11 protein-coding genes are annotated in these 17082 nt (G+C 42.8%); 7 read left to right on the top strand and 4 right to left on the bottom strand.

The annotated features are described in order from the left end of the window. Positions 1–7: 7 nt before the first annotated feature. The 3 genes from A3GY_RS09550 (at position 8) to A3GY_RS09985 (ending at position 5302) form a co-directional block, all read left to right on the top strand. Positions 8–2482 (top strand): GBS Bsp-like repeat-containing protein, encoded by a 2475-nt coding sequence (locus A3GY_RS09550; RefSeq protein ID WP_018029482.1) that lies wholly within the window; start codon positions 8–10, stop codon positions 2480–2482. Positions 2483–2607: 125 nt separating this feature from the next. Beyond that, positions 2608–3867, top strand: coding sequence for a UDP-N-acetylglucosamine 1-carboxyvinyltransferase (gene murA, locus A3GY_RS0100770; RefSeq protein ID WP_018029483.1), 1260 nt, complete (start codon positions 2608–2610; stop codon positions 3865–3867). An 83-nt stretch (positions 3868–3950) separates the two neighbouring features. Continuing rightward, a protein-coding gene (locus tag A3GY_RS09985; protein ID WP_111703029.1) for an IS3 family transposase occupies positions 3951–5302 on the top strand; the annotation gives its coding sequence in 2 pieces (ribosomal slippage) (positions 3951–4410 and positions 4410–5302; 1353 coding nt in all). A gap of 98 nt (positions 5303–5400) precedes the next feature. Here A3GY_RS09985 and A3GY_RS0100785 read toward each other — a convergent pair. From A3GY_RS0100785 to A3GY_RS0100800, 4 genes are all read right to left on the bottom strand, one after another. After that, entirely contained in the window at positions 5401–6534 is a 1134-nt protein-coding gene (locus A3GY_RS0100785) for an ABC transporter ATP-binding protein (protein WP_018029486.1), read from the bottom strand. 18 nt (positions 6535–6552) lie between these two features. Further along, on the bottom strand, positions 6553–7389 hold the full coding sequence (locus tag A3GY_RS0100790; protein ID WP_018029487.1) for a sugar ABC transporter permease: 837 nt from the start codon (positions 7387–7389) through the stop codon (positions 6553–6555). Next, the gene (locus tag A3GY_RS0100795) at positions 7389–8750 is read right to left on the bottom strand and encodes a carbohydrate ABC transporter permease (RefSeq protein WP_018029488.1); all 1362 of its coding nucleotides are present in this window, start codon (positions 8748–8750) and stop codon (positions 7389–7391) included. The genes A3GY_RS0100790 and A3GY_RS0100795 overlap by 1 nt, the downstream gene beginning before the upstream one ends. A gap of 64 nt (positions 8751–8814) precedes the next feature. Continuing rightward, on the bottom strand, positions 8815–10062 hold the full coding sequence (locus tag A3GY_RS0100800) for an extracellular solute-binding protein (RefSeq protein ID WP_018029489.1): 1248 nt from the start codon (positions 10060–10062) through the stop codon (positions 8815–8817). 228 nt (positions 10063–10290) lie between these two features. Here A3GY_RS0100800 and A3GY_RS0100805 point away from each other — a divergent pair, with 228 nt between their 5' ends. The 4 genes from A3GY_RS0100805 to glgP all read left to right on the top strand — a co-directional run bounded on the left by A3GY_RS0100805 (position 10291) and on the right by glgP (position 17010). Then, positions 10291–12033, top strand: coding sequence for a glycoside hydrolase family 13 protein (locus A3GY_RS0100805; RefSeq protein WP_018029490.1), 1743 nt, complete (start codon positions 10291–10293; stop codon positions 12031–12033). Between the two features lie 74 nt (positions 12034–12107). Then, positions 12108–13133, top strand: coding sequence for a LacI family DNA-binding transcriptional regulator (locus A3GY_RS0100810; RefSeq protein WP_018029491.1), 1026 nt, complete (start codon positions 12108–12110; stop codon positions 13131–13133). A 99-nt stretch (positions 13134–13232) separates the two neighbouring features. Further along, positions 13233–14747, top strand: coding sequence for a 4-alpha-glucanotransferase (malQ, locus tag A3GY_RS0100815; RefSeq protein ID WP_018029492.1), 1515 nt, complete (start codon positions 13233–13235; stop codon positions 14745–14747). Then, on the top strand, positions 14734–17010 hold the full coding sequence (gene glgP / locus A3GY_RS0100820; RefSeq protein ID WP_018029493.1) for a glycogen/starch/alpha-glucan family phosphorylase: 2277 nt from the start codon (positions 14734–14736) through the stop codon (positions 17008–17010). Before malQ ends, glgP begins: the two co-directional genes overlap by 14 nt. Positions 17011–17082: the final 72 nt, after the last annotated feature.

A 17082-nucleotide genomic window follows, 5' to 3' on the forward strand; every position in this document is an offset into this window, starting at 1 on the left:
AGAAAACATGAAAAAGACGCGCATTTTAAAAAGTTTGCTGGTATCAACCGTCATTCTGGGAAGTTTTTGGACAGTAGCAGCCTTAGCCGATGACCTTAATCAGGAGACATCGGTTACAAGAAACCAAAGTGTTACCGTGGAGGAACAACCTTCGTTGACGGTGGTCAGTGAGCAGGCGGCAGAAACTGACAATAATCAGGCAGCCGCTGAAACGGTCCCTGAGACAGACCAGTCCCAGATCAGCAGTCAGCCTTCGGTAGCCGAAGAGGTGCCAAGGATCAATCCAGCTGATGTGTCCGAGGAGGCAAGCCAAACAGAACTGACATCATCAAGTTCTAGTCAGTCCATGGCTGTCTCAAGTCAGAAGCAGAGTCAGCCCGAGACCAGTTCGAGGGTCCAAGTTGAAAGCAGTCCTGAGCCAAGAGCGGCGGTCAATTCAACAGCTATCTCAGGCCAAGTGACGATTCTTAATCAAAGAGATGAACTAGGCCGTTTTGATGTGGTGATTAAAGAAGTCGCTGCTCCGAGCGGTCTAAGCTCAGTCGCTGTTCCCATCTGGTCAGAGACAGGCGGTCAGGACGATATTATCTGGTATACGGCTTCAAAGCAGGCGGATGGGACTTACAGCGTTTCAGTGGCTATCAAGGATCATAAATTCTCAACTGGCCTTTATCAAATTCATCTTTACTACTTGATTAACAATCAATTAAGAGGTGTCACGACAGCCAGCACCACTGTTCATGCCTTACCGCCCACAGGGGAGCTTAATATTCTCAATCAGGACAATAACAAGGGCAGTTTTGAACTGGTTCTCTCCAATGTGACGGATCAAAAGGGTCTTAAAGAGGTTCTTCTCCCCATCTGGTCTGATGTCAACAATCAAGATGATATTAGATGGTATACAGCAAACCAGCAGAATGATGGTACTTATAGGCTCTCAGTCTCTATGGCAGACCACAAGTTTTCAACGGGTCTTTATCATATCCATGTTTATTATAAAGAGATGGATAATCAGTTACGGGGAGTTTTAGGAACAAGTCTCATCATACCAGAACGAAAGCCCTCTGGAAAGGTCGCCATAGTAGAACAAAATACTGAAACAGGTGGTTTTGTGATTAAGGTTTCGGAGGTTGTAGCTCAGGGAGGACTGGATGAGGTTCTGGTTCCGGTCTGGTCAGAAGCCGCTGGTCAAGATGATCTGATCTGGTATTCTGCTAAGCGACAAGATGATAGCAGCTATATGCTATCGGTAGATCCTGCCCGTCATAACTATTCAGGCGGAAATTACAATATTCATGTTTATTACAAGTTAAAGAGCAAAAGCAGTGTTGTCCCAATTGCTGGCACCAGCGTATCAGTCAGTTTTCCTAAACCCTCGGCAACCGTCACCATTGAGAATGTAAGCAAGGAAAATGGCAGCTTTGAGGTCTTGATTTCAGATATAAAGGCACCTATGGGCTTAAAAGAGGTCTTGGTTCCTGTCTGGGGCGAGAAGTCTGGTCAAAATGATATTGTCTGGTATCAGGCGATGCTTCAAACGGACAATCGTTATAAGGTGACGGTAAACTCTGAAAACCATCAGTATGAATCAGGCCTCTATCAAATCCATGTTTATCTAAAACAAAACGATGGCAGTCTGCAAGGACTGGCTAACCGTTCGGTGACCTTAGAAGCGATTCCCAACCAAATAAAAATCACTTATACAGGTACTGGCACTTATCGCTTAAGAGTCGCTAATCCGTCCGGAGAAGGGGATCTCCTTTATGCTGTTTGGTCTGATCAAAATGACCAAGATGACCTTCGCTGGTATCAAGCTTCTGCTGAAGAGTCAGTTATGAGCGGTCATATCAATACGCAGCAGCACTCAGGAACAGGCCTCTATCACCTCCACCTTTATCAGCGTTATCAGGGACAGATGATTCCGCTTAAGGCGGCAACATTCCATGTGACGAAATCATCCTATGCCGCGCCTTACTATTCTCAAAATGATCCTCGCTGGGGAACAACTTATTATGGTCTCTACAATATGGATTCATCAGGCTGTGTGCCGACTTCTATGGCTATGATCATTTCAGCTCTGAAAGGGCAAGAAGTCCTTCCGACTCAGGTGGCTAACTACCTTCACTATAACAGCCTGGACTTTAATCGCCTAGGCGGCGGCACCTCCAGCAACGGCATTCTCCATGCAGCAGCTAATTGGGGCCTGTCGGCGCAGGGCTTATCTTCTAAAGACAGTCTGACACAGGCTTTGAAAAATGGTTACTATGTCGCAGCAGCCGTTGGTGCAAGCCGATTTGTTGTCCCAGGCTGGACTCATGAAATTGTGCTAAAAGACTATCGGGACAATATGACCTATGTTTTAGACCCGGATCATGCCAGCAATAATGGCTGGTATTCGATTGATTACCTTTACAGTATTAAATCAACCGATCCAATGGATAATCTTTCAGGAACGCCCTTCTTTAAAATTAATGATATTTAGTTATTTCCTTGATCGCAGAAGATTGGTCCGGTTTTTCTGACGCTTTTTCTGTTGGGGAATATTGAAAAAATCCCTTTTTTATGGTAGAATTGACAGGCTGAACTTTAGAGAAAGTATTTAAATGAATGAAAAAAATTGTGATTAATGGTGGCCATCCTTTAAAGGGAGAAGTCGCTGTTTCTGGAGCAAAAAATAGTGTTGTGGCCTTAATACCGGCGATTATACTAGCAGAAGATGTTGTTATCTTAGACGGTGTTCCGGCTATCAGTGATGTTGACAGCCTGATTGATATTATGGAATTGATGGGAGCCAAGGTCGAGCGAGAAGGTGAGACTTTGGCCATTGACCCTCGTGGTGTTCAGGATGTTCCCATGCCCTACGGAAAAATTAACAGTCTCAGGGCGTCCTATTATTTTTACGGCAGTTTGTTAGCGCGTTTTGGGCAAGCAGTTGTCGGGCTGCCAGGTGGTTGTGATTTAGGACCTCGTCCAATCGACCTCCATCTCAAAGCTTTTGAAGCGATGGGAGCCAAAGTTTCCTACCAAGGCGAAAGCATGCGTCTGGCGACAGATGGGAATCCCTTGAAAGGGACACATATCTATATGGACACCGTCAGTGTCGGAGCAACCATCAATACCATGATAGCCGCCAGCCGAGCGCAGGGCAGAACAGTCATCGAAAATGCGGCGCGTGAACCCGAAATTATTGATGTGGCTACCCTTTTGAATAATATGGGAGCCCATATTCGCGGTGCTGGTACGGATATCATTACCATTGAAGGTGTTGAAAGGCTTCATGGCACTCGTCATCAAGTCATCCCTGATCGTATCGAAGCAGGAACCTATATCGCTATGGCGGCTGCAATCGGTGAAGGGGTCAAGGTCAGTAATGTTCTTTATGAACATCTGGAAAGTTTTATTTCAAAGCTGGAAGAAATGGGCGTTCGGATGACTGTCGAAGAAGACAGTATCTTTGTTGAAAAACAAGATCAACTCAAATCGGTGTCTATCAAGACTTCCCCTTATCCAGGGTTTGCAACAGACCTGCAGCAGCCTATTACCCCCCTCCTTTTGCGGACACAGGGCAGAGGTAATATCCGTGATACCATCTACGAGAAGCGGGTCAATCATGTTGCTGAATTGGCAAGAATGGGCGCGAAAATCTCTGTGCTGAGTGGCCAGATTGTCTATGAAGCTCCCAATAGCCTGTCAGGGGCACCTGTCAAGGCAACTGATTTACGGGCCGGAGCAGCCCTTGTCATTGCCGGCCTAATGGCTGAAGGACGTACCGAGATTACCAATGTTGAGTTTATCCTGCGAGGCTATTCAAACATTATTGAAAAGCTGACAGAGCTGGGTGCTGATATTCAGCTGATTGAAGATTAAAGACGGGAAAAAGGTCTGGAGTTAACTTGAACCGCACCCCAAAAGTTAGACAGAAAAAATCTAACTTTTGGGGTGTTATTTTTATGAAATTGAGTTATGACGATAAAGTTCGAATTTATGAGCTACGACAAAATGGTGAAACCAGTAAGTCCTTGTCAAAACAGTTTAATATCGTAGAATCCGGCATTAAATATATGATTCGATTGATGGACCGGTATGGAATAGGTATTGTCAAGAAAGGGAAGAACACCTATTATCCTCCAGAACTCAAGCTGGAAATGATTGATAAAGTACTTCTGAAGAAACAGTCAAGTCTATCAGTCTCACTTGAGTACGCTCTACCAAATCAAGGAACTCTTCCAAACTGGATAGCACAATACAAGAAAAAGGGGTATACTATTCTTGAGAAAACAAGAGGGAGGCCACCAAAAATGGGGCGTAAACCAAAGAAAACCTGGGAAGAGATGACGGAGTTGGAGCGACTCCAGGAAGAAAATGAACGGCTTAGAACGGAGAATGCCTATCTAAAAAAGTTGAGGGAATTGCGCCTGAGGGACGAAGCCTTAGCGCGCGAAAGGCAGAAACAGTTAGAGAAATGGTCAATGGAGGATTCCGACTAGACCTTCTTCTTACAACAGCTCAGTTAGCTCGTGCCACCTACTATTACCAGCTCAAACAGCTGGCTAAAGAGGACAAAGACAAAGCACTAAAAGCTGATCTCCAAGCTATCTTTGAGGAACACAAGGGCAATTATGGCTATCGCAGGATTTACCTGGAACTACGCAACCGTGGCTATGTTATCAATCATAAAAAGGTGCAACGCCTGATGCAGGTGCTAGGCTTATCAGCTCGCATCCGTAAGCGGAAGAAATACAAGTCTTATAAGGGGGATGTGGGCAAGAAAGCTCCTAATCTGATTAACAGGGCCTTCGAGGGGGCGAAGCCTTTTGAGAAGTGTTATACCGATGTGACCGAGTTCGCTCTGCCAGATGCCTCTGAGAAACTCTATCTATCGCCTGTTCTGGATGGCTATAACAGCGAAATTATTGATTTTACCTTATCTCGCTCTCCCAACCTCATGCAGGTCAAGTCTATGCTTGAGAAGGTCTTTCCTGAAGCAGCTTACCCAAATACCATCCTCCATAGTGACCAAGGATGGCAATACCAGCATGAAACTTACCATCATTTTCTTGACAGGAAAGGCATCCGTCCGTCCATGTCTCGCAAAGGAACCAGCACGGATAACGGCATGATGGAGTCTTTCTTTGGTATCTTGAAAACAGAGATGTTTTACGGATTTGAGAAGACTTTCAAGTCACTGGAACACTTGGAACAAGCCATCACTGATTATATTTTTTACTACAACAACAAACGTATTAAAGCAAAACTAAAAGGACTTAGTCCTGTCCAGTACAGAACCAAATCCTTTCACTAATATTTTTGTCTAACTTTTTGGGGGCAGTACAACTCCAGACCTTTTTTGAGCTAAAAAGCCACCAGATGTTAATCTGGTGGCTGCCAAGAGAAACATCCTTATTTTATGCGTTTTTCAGTTTCAGGATCAAAGAAATGTCCCTTGGCTATGTTAAAGGTTAGATTAACCTTTTCCCCTGGATTATGGAAGTCTCTGGCATCAACACGGGAAGCAAATTCGGTATTTCCGACTTTGACATAAAGCATGGTTTCGCTGCCCAAGAGCTCTGAAACCAGAACTTCGGCTGTGACATTGGCATTCGGGAAGGTTTGGTGAACGATTTCCTTGCTGGAAACGTCTTCTGGACGAATACCAAAAATAACTTTTTTGCCTAAGAAGCCATTTGACTCAAGGATTTTTTCCTGCCCTTCGGGAAGTGCCAGTTCAAAGCCGTCAGGGCTGATCAGACGATCTTTTTCAACGGTCAGTTCGAAGAAGTTCATCGCTGGGCTTCCGATAAAGCCAGCCACAAATTTGTTGGCAGGTTCATTGTAAAGTTCCTGAGGAGTGCCGATCTGTTCAATACGGCCAATGGTACCTGTTCCCTCAGGATTTTTTGTAGCACTCATGATAACGATGCGGTCTGCCAGTGTCATGGCTTCGGTCTGGTCATGGGTTACATAGATAGTGGTCGCTCCGATGCGCTGATGAATTTTTGCAATTTCTGCCCGCATGGAAACACGGAGCTTAGCATCTAAGTTTGATAAAGGTTCATCCATCAAGAAGACCTTAGCATCACGGACGATGGCACGTCCCATAGCGACCCGCTGCCTTTGTCCTCCGGATAGGTCTGCTGGTTTTCGATCCAAAAATTCTGTCAAACCGAGGATTTCAGCCGCTTCTCGAACCCGTTTGTCAATGTCATCTTTTTTATATTTACGAAGTTTAAGCCCAAAAGCCATATTTTCGTAAACGCTCATGTGTGGGTAGAGGGCATAGTTCTGGAAAACCATGGCAATGTCACGGTCTTTGGGAGACTCATCATTCATGAGTTTGTCGTCAATATAGAAACTGCCTTCTGTAATATCCTCCAGCCCTGCAATCATACGGAGTGTGGTTGATTTGCCACATCCAGATGGACCAACGAAGACGATAAATTCTTTGTCTTTAATGTCAAGATTAAAGTCTTCAACGGAGTAGTGAGTTGAATTGGGGTATTTTTTGTAAATCTTATCAAGTTTTAAAGTTGTCATAATCTATTTCCTTACTTTTTATTTCACGGATCCGCCTGTAATGCCCTCAACATAATATTTCTGCATAAAGATGAAGAGCAAGGTAATCGGGATTGCAATTAGGACAGAACCAGCAGCAAAGGCCATAAACCAGTCATTGATAGTATCCACTTGAAGCATGGAGAAGAGACCGATGGCAACCGTGTATTTGCTGGTAGCATCTCCCAAAATAACTTGGGCGAAGATAAAGTCAATCCATGGTCCAATAAAGGCCAGAAGTGCTGTGTAGACAATGATTGGTTTTGACAGAGGAAGGGTAATCTTAAAGAAGATATCCATTCGGGTTGCTCCATCAATCATCGCCGACTCGTCAAGAGAGTAAGGAATGGTATCAAAGAAACCTTTGGCGATATAGAAAGTTAAGGCAGCTCCGGCGGAGTAAACCAAGACCAGTGATGTCAGAGTTTGCGTCAGTCCAAGCGCTTTTAAAATATAGTAAACAGCAATCATGCTCATAAAGCCTGGGAACATGTTGAGAACCAGTGCAATTTTTAAAAAGCGGTTCCTAAATTTGAACTTGATTCGGCTGAGAGAGTAGGCCATTGATACCGTGATAAAGGTTGATAAAACACAGGTCGCAGTCGATACAATCAGTGTATTTAAGAACCAGCGGGCAAATGGGAAGGAAGAATTGGTGAAGAGTTTGATGTAGTTGTCCAAGGTCCAGGTTTTCGGGATGAAGTAAGGGACATAAGCACTTCCTTCTCCACGGAAACTGGTCAGGACCACCCAAATGATTGGGAAAAGCCAGATGAGTGAAAGAACAACGAGAAGAAGGTAGGTCAGTGCAAATCGCAATTGTTTTTTTCGTTTCATTATTTCACAGCTCCTTCCTTATATGATGATGTTCTGGTGTATGCTAGCAGACTAAAGATAGCAGAGATGGCAAAGATAAAGATACCGATAACAGAAGCTAGGTTGTAGTCTGCGGCTGTTACGGTCAATTTATACAGCCAAGTCACCAGCAAATCAGTTGTCCCTGCTTGGTAATACTCAGAATTTGTTGGACCGCCGCCAGTCAGGAGATAGATAACGTTAAAGTTATTGATATTTCCGATAAATTGCTGAATCAGAGATGGGGTCATAATCAGGAGAATCTGAGGGAAGGTGATGGACTTGAACACTTGGAACTTGCTGGCACCATCAATTTCCGCGGCCTCAATTTGCTCACTTGGCAGGTTCATGATAATTCCTGTGGCAACTAGCATGGTAAAAGGAATACCAACCCACATATTGACAAAGATGATAGAGAATTTAGCCCATATCGGATCGGATAGGAATGGAAGCGGATCAGAAATCAAGCCGATTTTTTCCAGTAAGGCATTGAGCGGTCCTTGGTCGTTTAAGAAATTTCTCATCAAAAGGAGGGAAATAAACTGTGGCACCGCAATGGTGATAACGAAAATGGTCCGCCATAATTTTTTCAGTTTTAATCCTTTGGTGTTAATGATGAGAGCCAAGATAACGCCGAAAATAAAGTTGGTTACGGTAGCAAAGACAGCCCAGATCAAGGTCCAAGACAGAACAGGGAAGAAGGTCCCCGCCATCCGGCCTGTCAAAATATTGCCAAAATTGGTTAAACCGACCCAGTCAAAGAGTGATTTTGGCGGCAGATGATTGTGGTCGTAGTTGGTAAAAGCCAAACAAATCATATAGATTAGCGGCAGTACGGTAAAGAGAAGCACTCCGATGAGCGGAATAGCCATCAAAGTCATATGGAAGCGACCGTTAGTCAGAGTTAGAAAATCTTCTTTGAAACTTGGGATTTTTTGGCCCTCTTTTTTAAGGACGTAGATATTACGGACACTTTTTAAGTTGCACCAGTAAATATAGGCAAAGACCAAGCAAAAAATCAAGGAAGCCAGACCAAAAATGAGAAGGAGCATGGAGTTGTCACCTTCAACAGCCACCTGAAATTTCACGCCGTCAATGACCTTTTCCTGCATTCCTTGCGTGTTGGTACCCAGTGTTATCAAACCCTTTATGGCAGGGATGATTTGAGTCACAAAAGCCATTAAGAAAGCCAGCTCACTAATCAGGAATAAAAAGCCCTTGATGAATTGTTTGTTTACTAGGTTGGCAAAACCCATAATAAGAAATGATAGCTTAATATCAATCCCACCTTCTTTGAAGGCCTGCGGAACCGATACTTGATCATATAGCACTGATTTAGCCATATACAATCTCCTTTATATAAAAAGAAGCGAGGAGATTTTCTCCCCTCACTCATAAATCTTGATATTATTTAGCAGCTGCTAAATCTTTATCAAATTGTTGTAATTTAGCAAGGTAGTCGCTTTCTTTAATTTTACCGTTATAGGTATCGCTAAGGATAGCAGCACTTTCAGTCCAGAATGTTGCCATTTGGCTCAGTTTTGGCATAACAGTTGTGTAGTCAGAAGAAGACCCCATTGTGATAACAGCTTTTGCTAAATCGTTTGATTGAACAGCTTCAGAAGCTTGTACTTCCTTGTTAGAAGGGATAATGTTACGGCCTTCGTATTTGAATTGGTTTTCTTGGCTTTCTTTGTTAGTGAGGTATGATGCCAACTTGTAGCTTGCTGCGATACGTTTTGTGTCTCCTTTAGCAGGGGCTTGGTTAACCGCATAAAGTTTAACACCGAGGAAGGCTTTTTGCTGAACATCGTTTCCGCCGATATTGATTTTAGGGTAGACAGCAACACCAAGGTTGTCTTTACCAACTGCTTTTTGGGCAGCTGAGAAGTCCCATGGTCCGGATTCAAATGATGCAACAGAACCATCTCCAAATTTAGACATAACGTTGTTGTCGTCTAGGTTAACAAAACCTTTGTTATTTTTTTGATCGGCAATCCATTTAAGGACAGAAACACCAGCTTCATTTCCCCAGTTTGTGCCCTTGGCATCTTCACCGTTTTCACCAAAGAGAGTGTCCCCAACTGAGAGGAAGAGCGGAGCGGTTGCATAGGCGTTCATTTGTTTAAATTTCGCACCAAATGTGGCCTTGCTGGTAATTGTTTCGTATGATTTAACATCTTCAGCTGATAATTTTGACTTGTTATAGTAAAGAACTTGTGACTCAATTCCAAATGGGAAGGCATAAGTTTTACCCTTGTATTGAGCACCGGCAAGAGCTTGCTCAGTAACTGTGTCTGTGATTTCTTTAGTGTACTGTTCAGGAATTTCTTGGATAGTTCCTGATTCAACTAATTGACCGAGCTGGTCGTGTGGAAGAGAGAAAACATCAGCAGCAGTGCTAGGATCTTTTTTGATCTTTTCTTGTGCTTTTGGATCTTCTGATTCGATGACTTTAACATCGTAGTCTGAATCCGCTTCAAATTTTTTCACGATAGCGGCATAAGATTCTTTGGCACCGGTTGGAACCCAAAGTTTAATGGTCTTAGAAGACGATGTTGAAGAGCTTGAGTCTTTAGAGCTGCAAGCGACCAATAAGCTGCTTGCGAGAACAAGACTCGCACTACCAATTGCTAATTTTTGCCATGTTTTCATAGCTGTTTCCTCCTGAAACTTTTAAAAATTTTTCTTACAAGAATATTATGCAACCGTTTGCAAAAAAAGTCAAGTCTTTTTTGAAAAAATTTAAAAAATTTTTAAAAAAGAGTTCTAACAAGGATAAGTAACCGACAAAATAACGAACGATACATGCAATCGCTTGCTGAAATTCTTGCCTTTTTATCAAAAATCAGTAAAATAATAGAGAGAATTGAGGTGATTTAGATGAATAGTGCAGCTTGTTACCATCGTCCTGAGTCTGAAATGGCCTATTTATACGATGACGGGCATCTCCATATTCGTTTCCAGTCAGCTAAAGACGACTTGCAGAAGGTCGAAGTAATTTGGGGAGATCCTTACCGTCTTTTATCAGAAAGGTGGTATTTAAACGCTCAACCGATGGCACAGACAGCCAGTAGTCTGGACAAAGATTTTTATCAGATAGCCATCCAGCCTCCTTTAAAAAGGCTGGCTTATCTCTTTAAACTGACGGATACCCAAGGACAGGTCGCCTATTATACGGAACATGGCATTTTTGCTGAAGGAGACCTATCCTTACAGATTGAAAATCTTTACTTTCGCCTTCCTTTTCTTCATGACAGGGATGCTTTCAAGGCGCCTCAATGGGTTAAGGAAACGGTATGGTACCAGATTTTCCCAGAGCGTTTTGCCAATGGCAATCCAGCGAATGACCCAGAGGGGACCCTCACTTGGGACAGTCAGAGAAAACCGGGTTACAAGGATTTTTTTGGTGGTGACCTACAAGGAATTATGGATAAACTGGATTATCTGTCTGATTTGGGCGTTAACGGTCTTTATCTCTGTCCGATATTTAAAGCTTCCAGCAATCATAAATATGATACCATTGATTATTTTGATATTGATCCAGCCTTTGGAGACAAGAAGCTGCTGAAGCAACTCATAACCGCCTGCCATCAGAGAGGAATCAAGGTCATGCTGGATGCTGTTTTTAACCATATCGGTGAAGAGTCACCTCAGTGGCAGGATGTTCTTGAAAAGGGAGAAGAGTCACGTTATAAAGACTGGTTCCATATTGAGCAATTTCCTCCGCAGGTGACACGCTCCAAAAGGGGACACGTCAGAGCCACTTACCACATGTTTGCCCAATCAGGCAATCTGCCTAAATTAAATACGGCCAATCCAGAGGTTAAGGCTTATCTGTTAGAGGTTGCCAAGTATTGGATTGAGGTGTTTGACATTGATGCCTGGCGCTTGGATGTTGCCAATGAAATTGACCATGCGTTTTGGAAAGATTTTCGCAAGGTCTGTGATGCAGCTAAGAAGGATTTCTACATTGTCGGTGAAATTTGGCATTCGGCCCAAAAGTGGTTAGAAGGAGATGAATGTCATGCAGTCATGAATTATGCCTACACGGACAGCATTTTAAGCCATTACCTCTATCATCAAATCGGTCTTAATCGGATGCTGTCGCAGTTGGCGGAACATCAGCAGCTGTACCGAGAACAAGCCAACCAAGTTATGTTCAATTTACCTGCTTCTCACGATACACCGAGACTCCTACACCTATGTGGTAATAACAAGGAGCTGCTGAAGTTTGTTTTGACCTTCATCTTTTTGCAGCAAGGGAGTCCTGCTGTTTATTACGGAGATGAAGTCGGTCTGACAGGAGGAGCAGACCCTGATTGCCGTCGCTGTATGGCCTGGCTTCCGGAAAATCAGGATTTGGAGCTTTTGGCTTTTTACAAAGCACTAATTGCCTTTCGAAAATCTTATGCAGATGTGATTAGCTTTGGGAAAAGGTCTTTTGAGCTTGTTGATGAGGAGAAGGGACTTTTATCCTTCGTCATTCAGCATGGAGATGAGCGCCTATCTTGCATTTTTAATGAAGGAAAGACTCATGACATTGCAGCGGAGCATGCAATCATGAGGCAAAATTATATCAATGGAAAGCTGGAAAAGCACGGTTTTCTCATTTATCAAAACTAAGCAAGCGTTTGCCCTTGTCAAGACCTGACATCTGTTGTAAAATAGACCTAATTAAACAACGGAAGGGAATTCTTATGGTTACCATTAAAGATGTGGCAGAAAAAGCAGGCGTCAATCCATCAACGGTCAGTCGAGCTCTGAAGGACAGTTCATCCATCTCGCAAAAAACGAAAGAAAAAGTCAAAAAAGCCATGTCCGATTTGGGCTATGTTCCCAATTTAGCGGCGCAAATGTTGGCCAGCGGCCTGACTTATAGTGTCGGTGTGGTCTTGCCCCCTTTAATCACTCCTGACCGAGCCAGTGACCCCTTTTTCATGGAGATTTTAACAGCTATCAATGACGAAGCTCGGAAAAATGACTTTACGGTTTCCATCGCTACCAGTGATACCATTACCGAATTAAAGGAGCAGGTGCAGCTGATGCACCGTCAAAAAAGAGTGGATGGGTTCATAGTGCTGTACTCAGAGGAGGATGATCCTGTCCGTAATTTTCTCATGAAAAATAAAATTCCTTTTGTCATTGTAGGAGCGCCGGTAGCTTATAGCAACGAAACAACCTATATTGACAATGATAACCAGCTGATGGCTAAAACAGCTGTTGACTACCTCTATCAAATGGGGCATGAGCGGATTTTATTTGTTACCAATGACCAAGAAAGTGAAATCTTTTTGGAAAGGTACATTGGTTACCAGAAAGGAATTGTGAAGCTAAAACTGCCGTCCTTCGACAGCCTTCTCTTTGACCATCGCGATCCAGAAGTTCTGGAACAGTTTATCACTGAAATAAAAAATAATAGAATCACCGGTCTAGTGGTGATTGGTGACGTCTTGTCGGTTAAGATTATTCAACTTCTGTCTTATCATGGCATTAAGGTGCCAGATGATGTTTCTATTGTATCTTTTAACAATTCAACCTATGCTAAAATATTCCATCCTTACCTGACCACTTTTGATATCAATGTCAATAGTCTGGGAAGGACGAGCCTGCGACAGCTGTTGGCCATTATTAAGCATCAGGAGCAAAATGAAAAAGTCATTGTTCCATTCACCCTTAAAAAACGGGAAAGTGTTCGGAATATTAAAGGAACTGAGAAAAGCTAATTTCTCGGTTTTTTTTGATTAAAATTTTCAGAAGCTCTTGACTTACGCAAGCGCTTGCGTTATAATTTCATTATCGAAACGCCAAAGGGAGAAAAAACTATGGAAAAACGTGCAAGCGGTGTACTGATGCACATCAGTTCCCTGCCTGGAAAATTTGGCATCGGAACGTTTGGAAAGGAAGCCTATGATTTTGTAGACTTTCTTAAAGAAACAGAACAGAGTTGCTGGCAAATTCTGCCTTTAACATCAACCAGTTACGGTGATTCCCCTTATCAATCTTTTTCAGCCATAGCAGGGAATGTTAATTTTATTGATTTTGACTTTTTGTCACGCGATGGCTTATTGGTAGAGGCTGACTATGCTGATATTGATTTTGGTCAAGACCCAGAAACAGTTGACTATGCTTTGCTCTTTAAAGTTCGTCGCCCCATTTTAGAAAAAGCTGTCCGTCATTTTTTGGGACGGCCGGCTAACTTAAAGAAACTGAGAGACTTTGAGAAAAAGAATCAGTCTTGGCTGCCTGATTTCACTGAATTCATGGCCATCAAGGAACACTTTGATTACAAGGCTCTCCAAGAGTGGGAGGACAAAGAAGCCATTCAGCGGGTTCCTGAGCGACTGGCTTATTATCGTGACAAGCTCAACGATTTAATTGATTACTATAAAGTCACACAGTACTTTTTCTTTGAGCAATGGCATGATTTGAAAACCTATGCCAATCAGCACGGCGTTGATATTATTGGTGATATGCCAATCTATGTTTCAACGGACAGTGTGGAAGTCTGGACCATGCCAGAACTTTTCAAGCTGGATAAAAACCGAAAACCCCTTTATGTCGCCGGTGTTCCTGCTGATGGCTTTTCAAAAGACGGTCAGCTTTGGGGCAATCCAATTTACGATTGGCCTAAACATTTGGAGACGGGCTTCACCTGGTGGATCTACCGTATCAAGGAGAGTTTTAAGCTCTACGATATGCTTCGGATCGACCACTTTAAAGGTTTTTCAGATTATTGGGAAATTCCAGGTGATGCCAAAGTTGCTAAAAATGGTAAATGGAAACCTGGTCCCGGTATAGCGCTCTTTGATGCTGTCCAAGCCAGTCTTGGAGACTTGCCGATTATTGCTGAGGACTTAGGAAATATAGACGATAAGGCAAGAAAGCTCCTCAGCAATACAGGTTATCCAGGCATGAAGGTCTTGGAGTTTGGCTTTTATGATGTGACAGGTCAGAGTATTGATATTGCTCATCGCTGCGTTCCCAATAGTGTTGCCTACATAGGGACGCATGATAACGAGGTGGTCAATGGCTGGTATGACAATTTAACGGTTGAACAGCAAGAGTTTGTTGATGACTATACCCATCGCAAGCCTATCGAAAAAGTCAGCCGGGCCATGCTGCGTCTCCTTTTTTCGACAGTCAGCGATTTGGCTATTGCCAGTATGCAGGATATCCTTGATCAGCCCGCTGAGAGTCGCATGAATTACCCATCGACGGTAGGAGGGAACTGGCAGTGGCGTATGAAAGCAGAAGATTTGACAGAAGAACGAAAAGCGTATTTACTTAAGATTACAAAACTTTATCAGAGAGGGAAACTTGACAATGACAACAACTAATTTTACCAACTACATCGAGGCTAAAACGGGACAAACATTAGCTGCACTTGATAATAAGACCATTTACGTAGGTCTTCTGGATTTTGTGAAAGAAGCAGCCAAAGATAAACCTAAGAATGACTCAAAACGCAAGGTTTACTATATCTCGGCTGAGTTCCTGATTGGGAAACTTTTATCGAATAACCTGATCAACCTTGGCATCTATAAAGATATCAAAGAAGAATTAGCACGGGCTGGCAAATCAATTAGCCAAATTGAAGATATTGAGCCGGAACCATCGTTAGGAAATGGCGGTCTGGGCCGTCTGGCATCATGTTTTATTGACTCCATGTCAACACTTGGTATTAATGGCGAAGGGGTAGGACTTAACTACCATTGCGGCCTCTTTAAACAGGTCTTCCGAGACAACCAGCAAGAAGCAGAGCCTAATTTCTGGATTGAAGATGATTCTTGGTTGGTACCGACAGATATCAGTTATGATGTGCCTTTCCGTGATTTTACACTTAAGTCACGATTAGATCGCATTGACATTTTAGGTTACAAAAAAGAGACTAAGAATTATCTGAATCTTTTTGATATCAATGGTCTTGACTATGGTTTAATTAAAGACGGCATTACCTTTGACAAGGAAGAAATTCAAAAGAATTTGACCCTTTTCCTTTATCCTGACGATTCTGATAAACAAGGGGAATTGCTGCGTATCTATCAGCAGTACTTCATGGTCTCAAATGCAGCCCAGCTCCTTATTGATGAAGCACTCCAGCGTGGCTCTAACCTTCATGATTTAGCTGATTACGCTTATGTTCAGATCAATGATACGCACCCATCCTTGGTTATTCCGGAACTCATTCGTCTGTTGACGGAAAAACATGGTTTCGATTTTGCAGAAGCGGTTGCTGTTGTTCAGAAGATGGTGGGCTACACCAACCATACTATTTTGGCCGAAGCACTTGAAAAATGGCCTCTGGACTTCTTGGAGGAAGTCGTGCCAAACCTTGTTGCCATCATCAAACGTTTGGATGCTCTGGTACGTGATCAGTATGAGGATGCCCGTGTTCAGATTATTGATGAATCTGGTCGTGTTCATATGGCACATATGGATATTCATTTCTCCACAAGTGTTAATGGGGTTGCAGCTCTGCACACAGATATTTTGAAAAATTCAGAGCTCAAACCTTTCTATGATCTTTACCCAGACCGCTTTAATAATAAAACGAACGGAATCACTTTCCGTCGCTGGCTGGAATTTGCAGACCAAGATTTGGCCGACTATATCAAGGAACTGATTGGTGATGACTACCTTGAGGATGCGACCAAACTTGAAAAATTACTGGCCTTTGCAGATGATAAAACGGTTCATGAAAAACTGGCAGAAATCAAATTTAAAAATAAATTAGCTCTGAAACGCTACCTCAAAGCGAATAAGAATATTGATCTGGATGAGCATTCAATCATTGATACGCAAATCAAACGTTTCCACGAGTACAAACGTCAGCAGATGAATGCCCTTTATGTCATCCACAAGTATTTGGCGATCAAAAATGGTCAGCTGCCGCAGCGTAAGGTAACCGTCATTTTTGGTGGTAAAGCAGCTCCAGCCTATACGATTGCCCAAGACATTATCCACTTGATTCTGTGTCTGTCTGAATTGATCAATAATGATCCAGAAGTCAGTCCATATCTCAATGTTCATTTGGTTGAAAACTATAATGTTACGGTTGCAGAAAAGCTGATTCCTGCGACAGATATTTCCGAACAAATTTCCCTAGCTTCTAAAGAGGCGTCAGGAACAGGTAACATGAAGTTTATGCTTAATGGAGCCCTGACTCTGGGAACAATGGACGGTGCCAATGTTGAAATTGCAGAGCTAGTTGGACCAGAAAACATTTATATCTTTGGTAAAGATTCTGACACTATTATTGATCTCTATGACAAAGAAGCGTATGTTTCTAAAGACTACTATGAAAACGACGCAGCCATCAAAGAAGCTGTTGACTTTATTGTCAGCGATCAGTTAACCGCGTTAGGAAATAAAGAGCGTTTGGAACGCCTTTATCAGGAGTTGATTAACAAGGACTGGTTCATGACCTTGATTGATTTCACTGACTATGTGGCTAAGAAAGAAGAGATGCTGGCTGACTATGAAGATCAAGATCTTTGGAACAGAAAAGTCATTCAAAATATTGCCAAAGCAGGCTTCTTCTCCTCAGACAGAACCATCGAACAATATGATGCTGATATCTGGCATTCATTAGACCAATAAGCTAAATCAGCTGCCTATGGCAGCTGATTTTTTAAGTGTATCAAAGAAAGTCTCTAGTGAGAATTGTCTTTC

The organism is Streptococcus ferus DSM 20646, assembly GCF_000372425.1.
In the GTDB taxonomy this organism is placed as follows: domain Bacteria; phylum Bacillota; class Bacilli; order Lactobacillales; family Streptococcaceae; genus Streptococcus; species Streptococcus ferus.

Coding starts and splice junctions, on each gene's coding strand:
- A3GY_RS09550 (WP_018029482.1), top strand. CDS start 8: ATGAAAAAGACGCGCATTTTAAAAAGTTTGCTGGTATCAACCGTCATT.
- murA (WP_018029483.1), top strand. CDS start 2,608: ATGAAAAAAATTGTGATTAATGGTGGCCATCCTTTAAAGGGAGAAGTC.
- A3GY_RS0100785 (WP_018029486.1), bottom strand. CDS start 6,534: ATGACAACTTTAAAACTTGATAAGATTTACAAAAAATACCCCAATTCA.
- A3GY_RS0100790 (WP_018029487.1), bottom strand. CDS start 7,389: ATGAAACGAAAAAAACAATTGCGATTTGCACTGACCTACCTTCTTCTC.
- A3GY_RS0100795 (WP_018029488.1), bottom strand. CDS start 8,750: ATGGCTAAATCAGTGCTATATGATCAAGTATCGGTTCCGCAGGCCTTC.
- A3GY_RS0100800 (WP_018029489.1), bottom strand. CDS start 10,062: ATGAAAACATGGCAAAAATTAGCAATTGGTAGTGCGAGTCTTGTTCTC.
- A3GY_RS0100805 (WP_018029490.1), top strand. CDS start 10,291: ATGAATAGTGCAGCTTGTTACCATCGTCCTGAGTCTGAAATGGCCTAT.
- A3GY_RS0100810 (WP_018029491.1), top strand. CDS start 12,108: ATGGTTACCATTAAAGATGTGGCAGAAAAAGCAGGCGTCAATCCATCA.
- malQ (WP_018029492.1), top strand. CDS start 13,233: ATGGAAAAACGTGCAAGCGGTGTACTGATGCACATCAGTTCCCTGCCT.
- glgP (WP_018029493.1), top strand. CDS start 14,734: ATGACAACAACTAATTTTACCAACTACATCGAGGCTAAAACGGGACAA.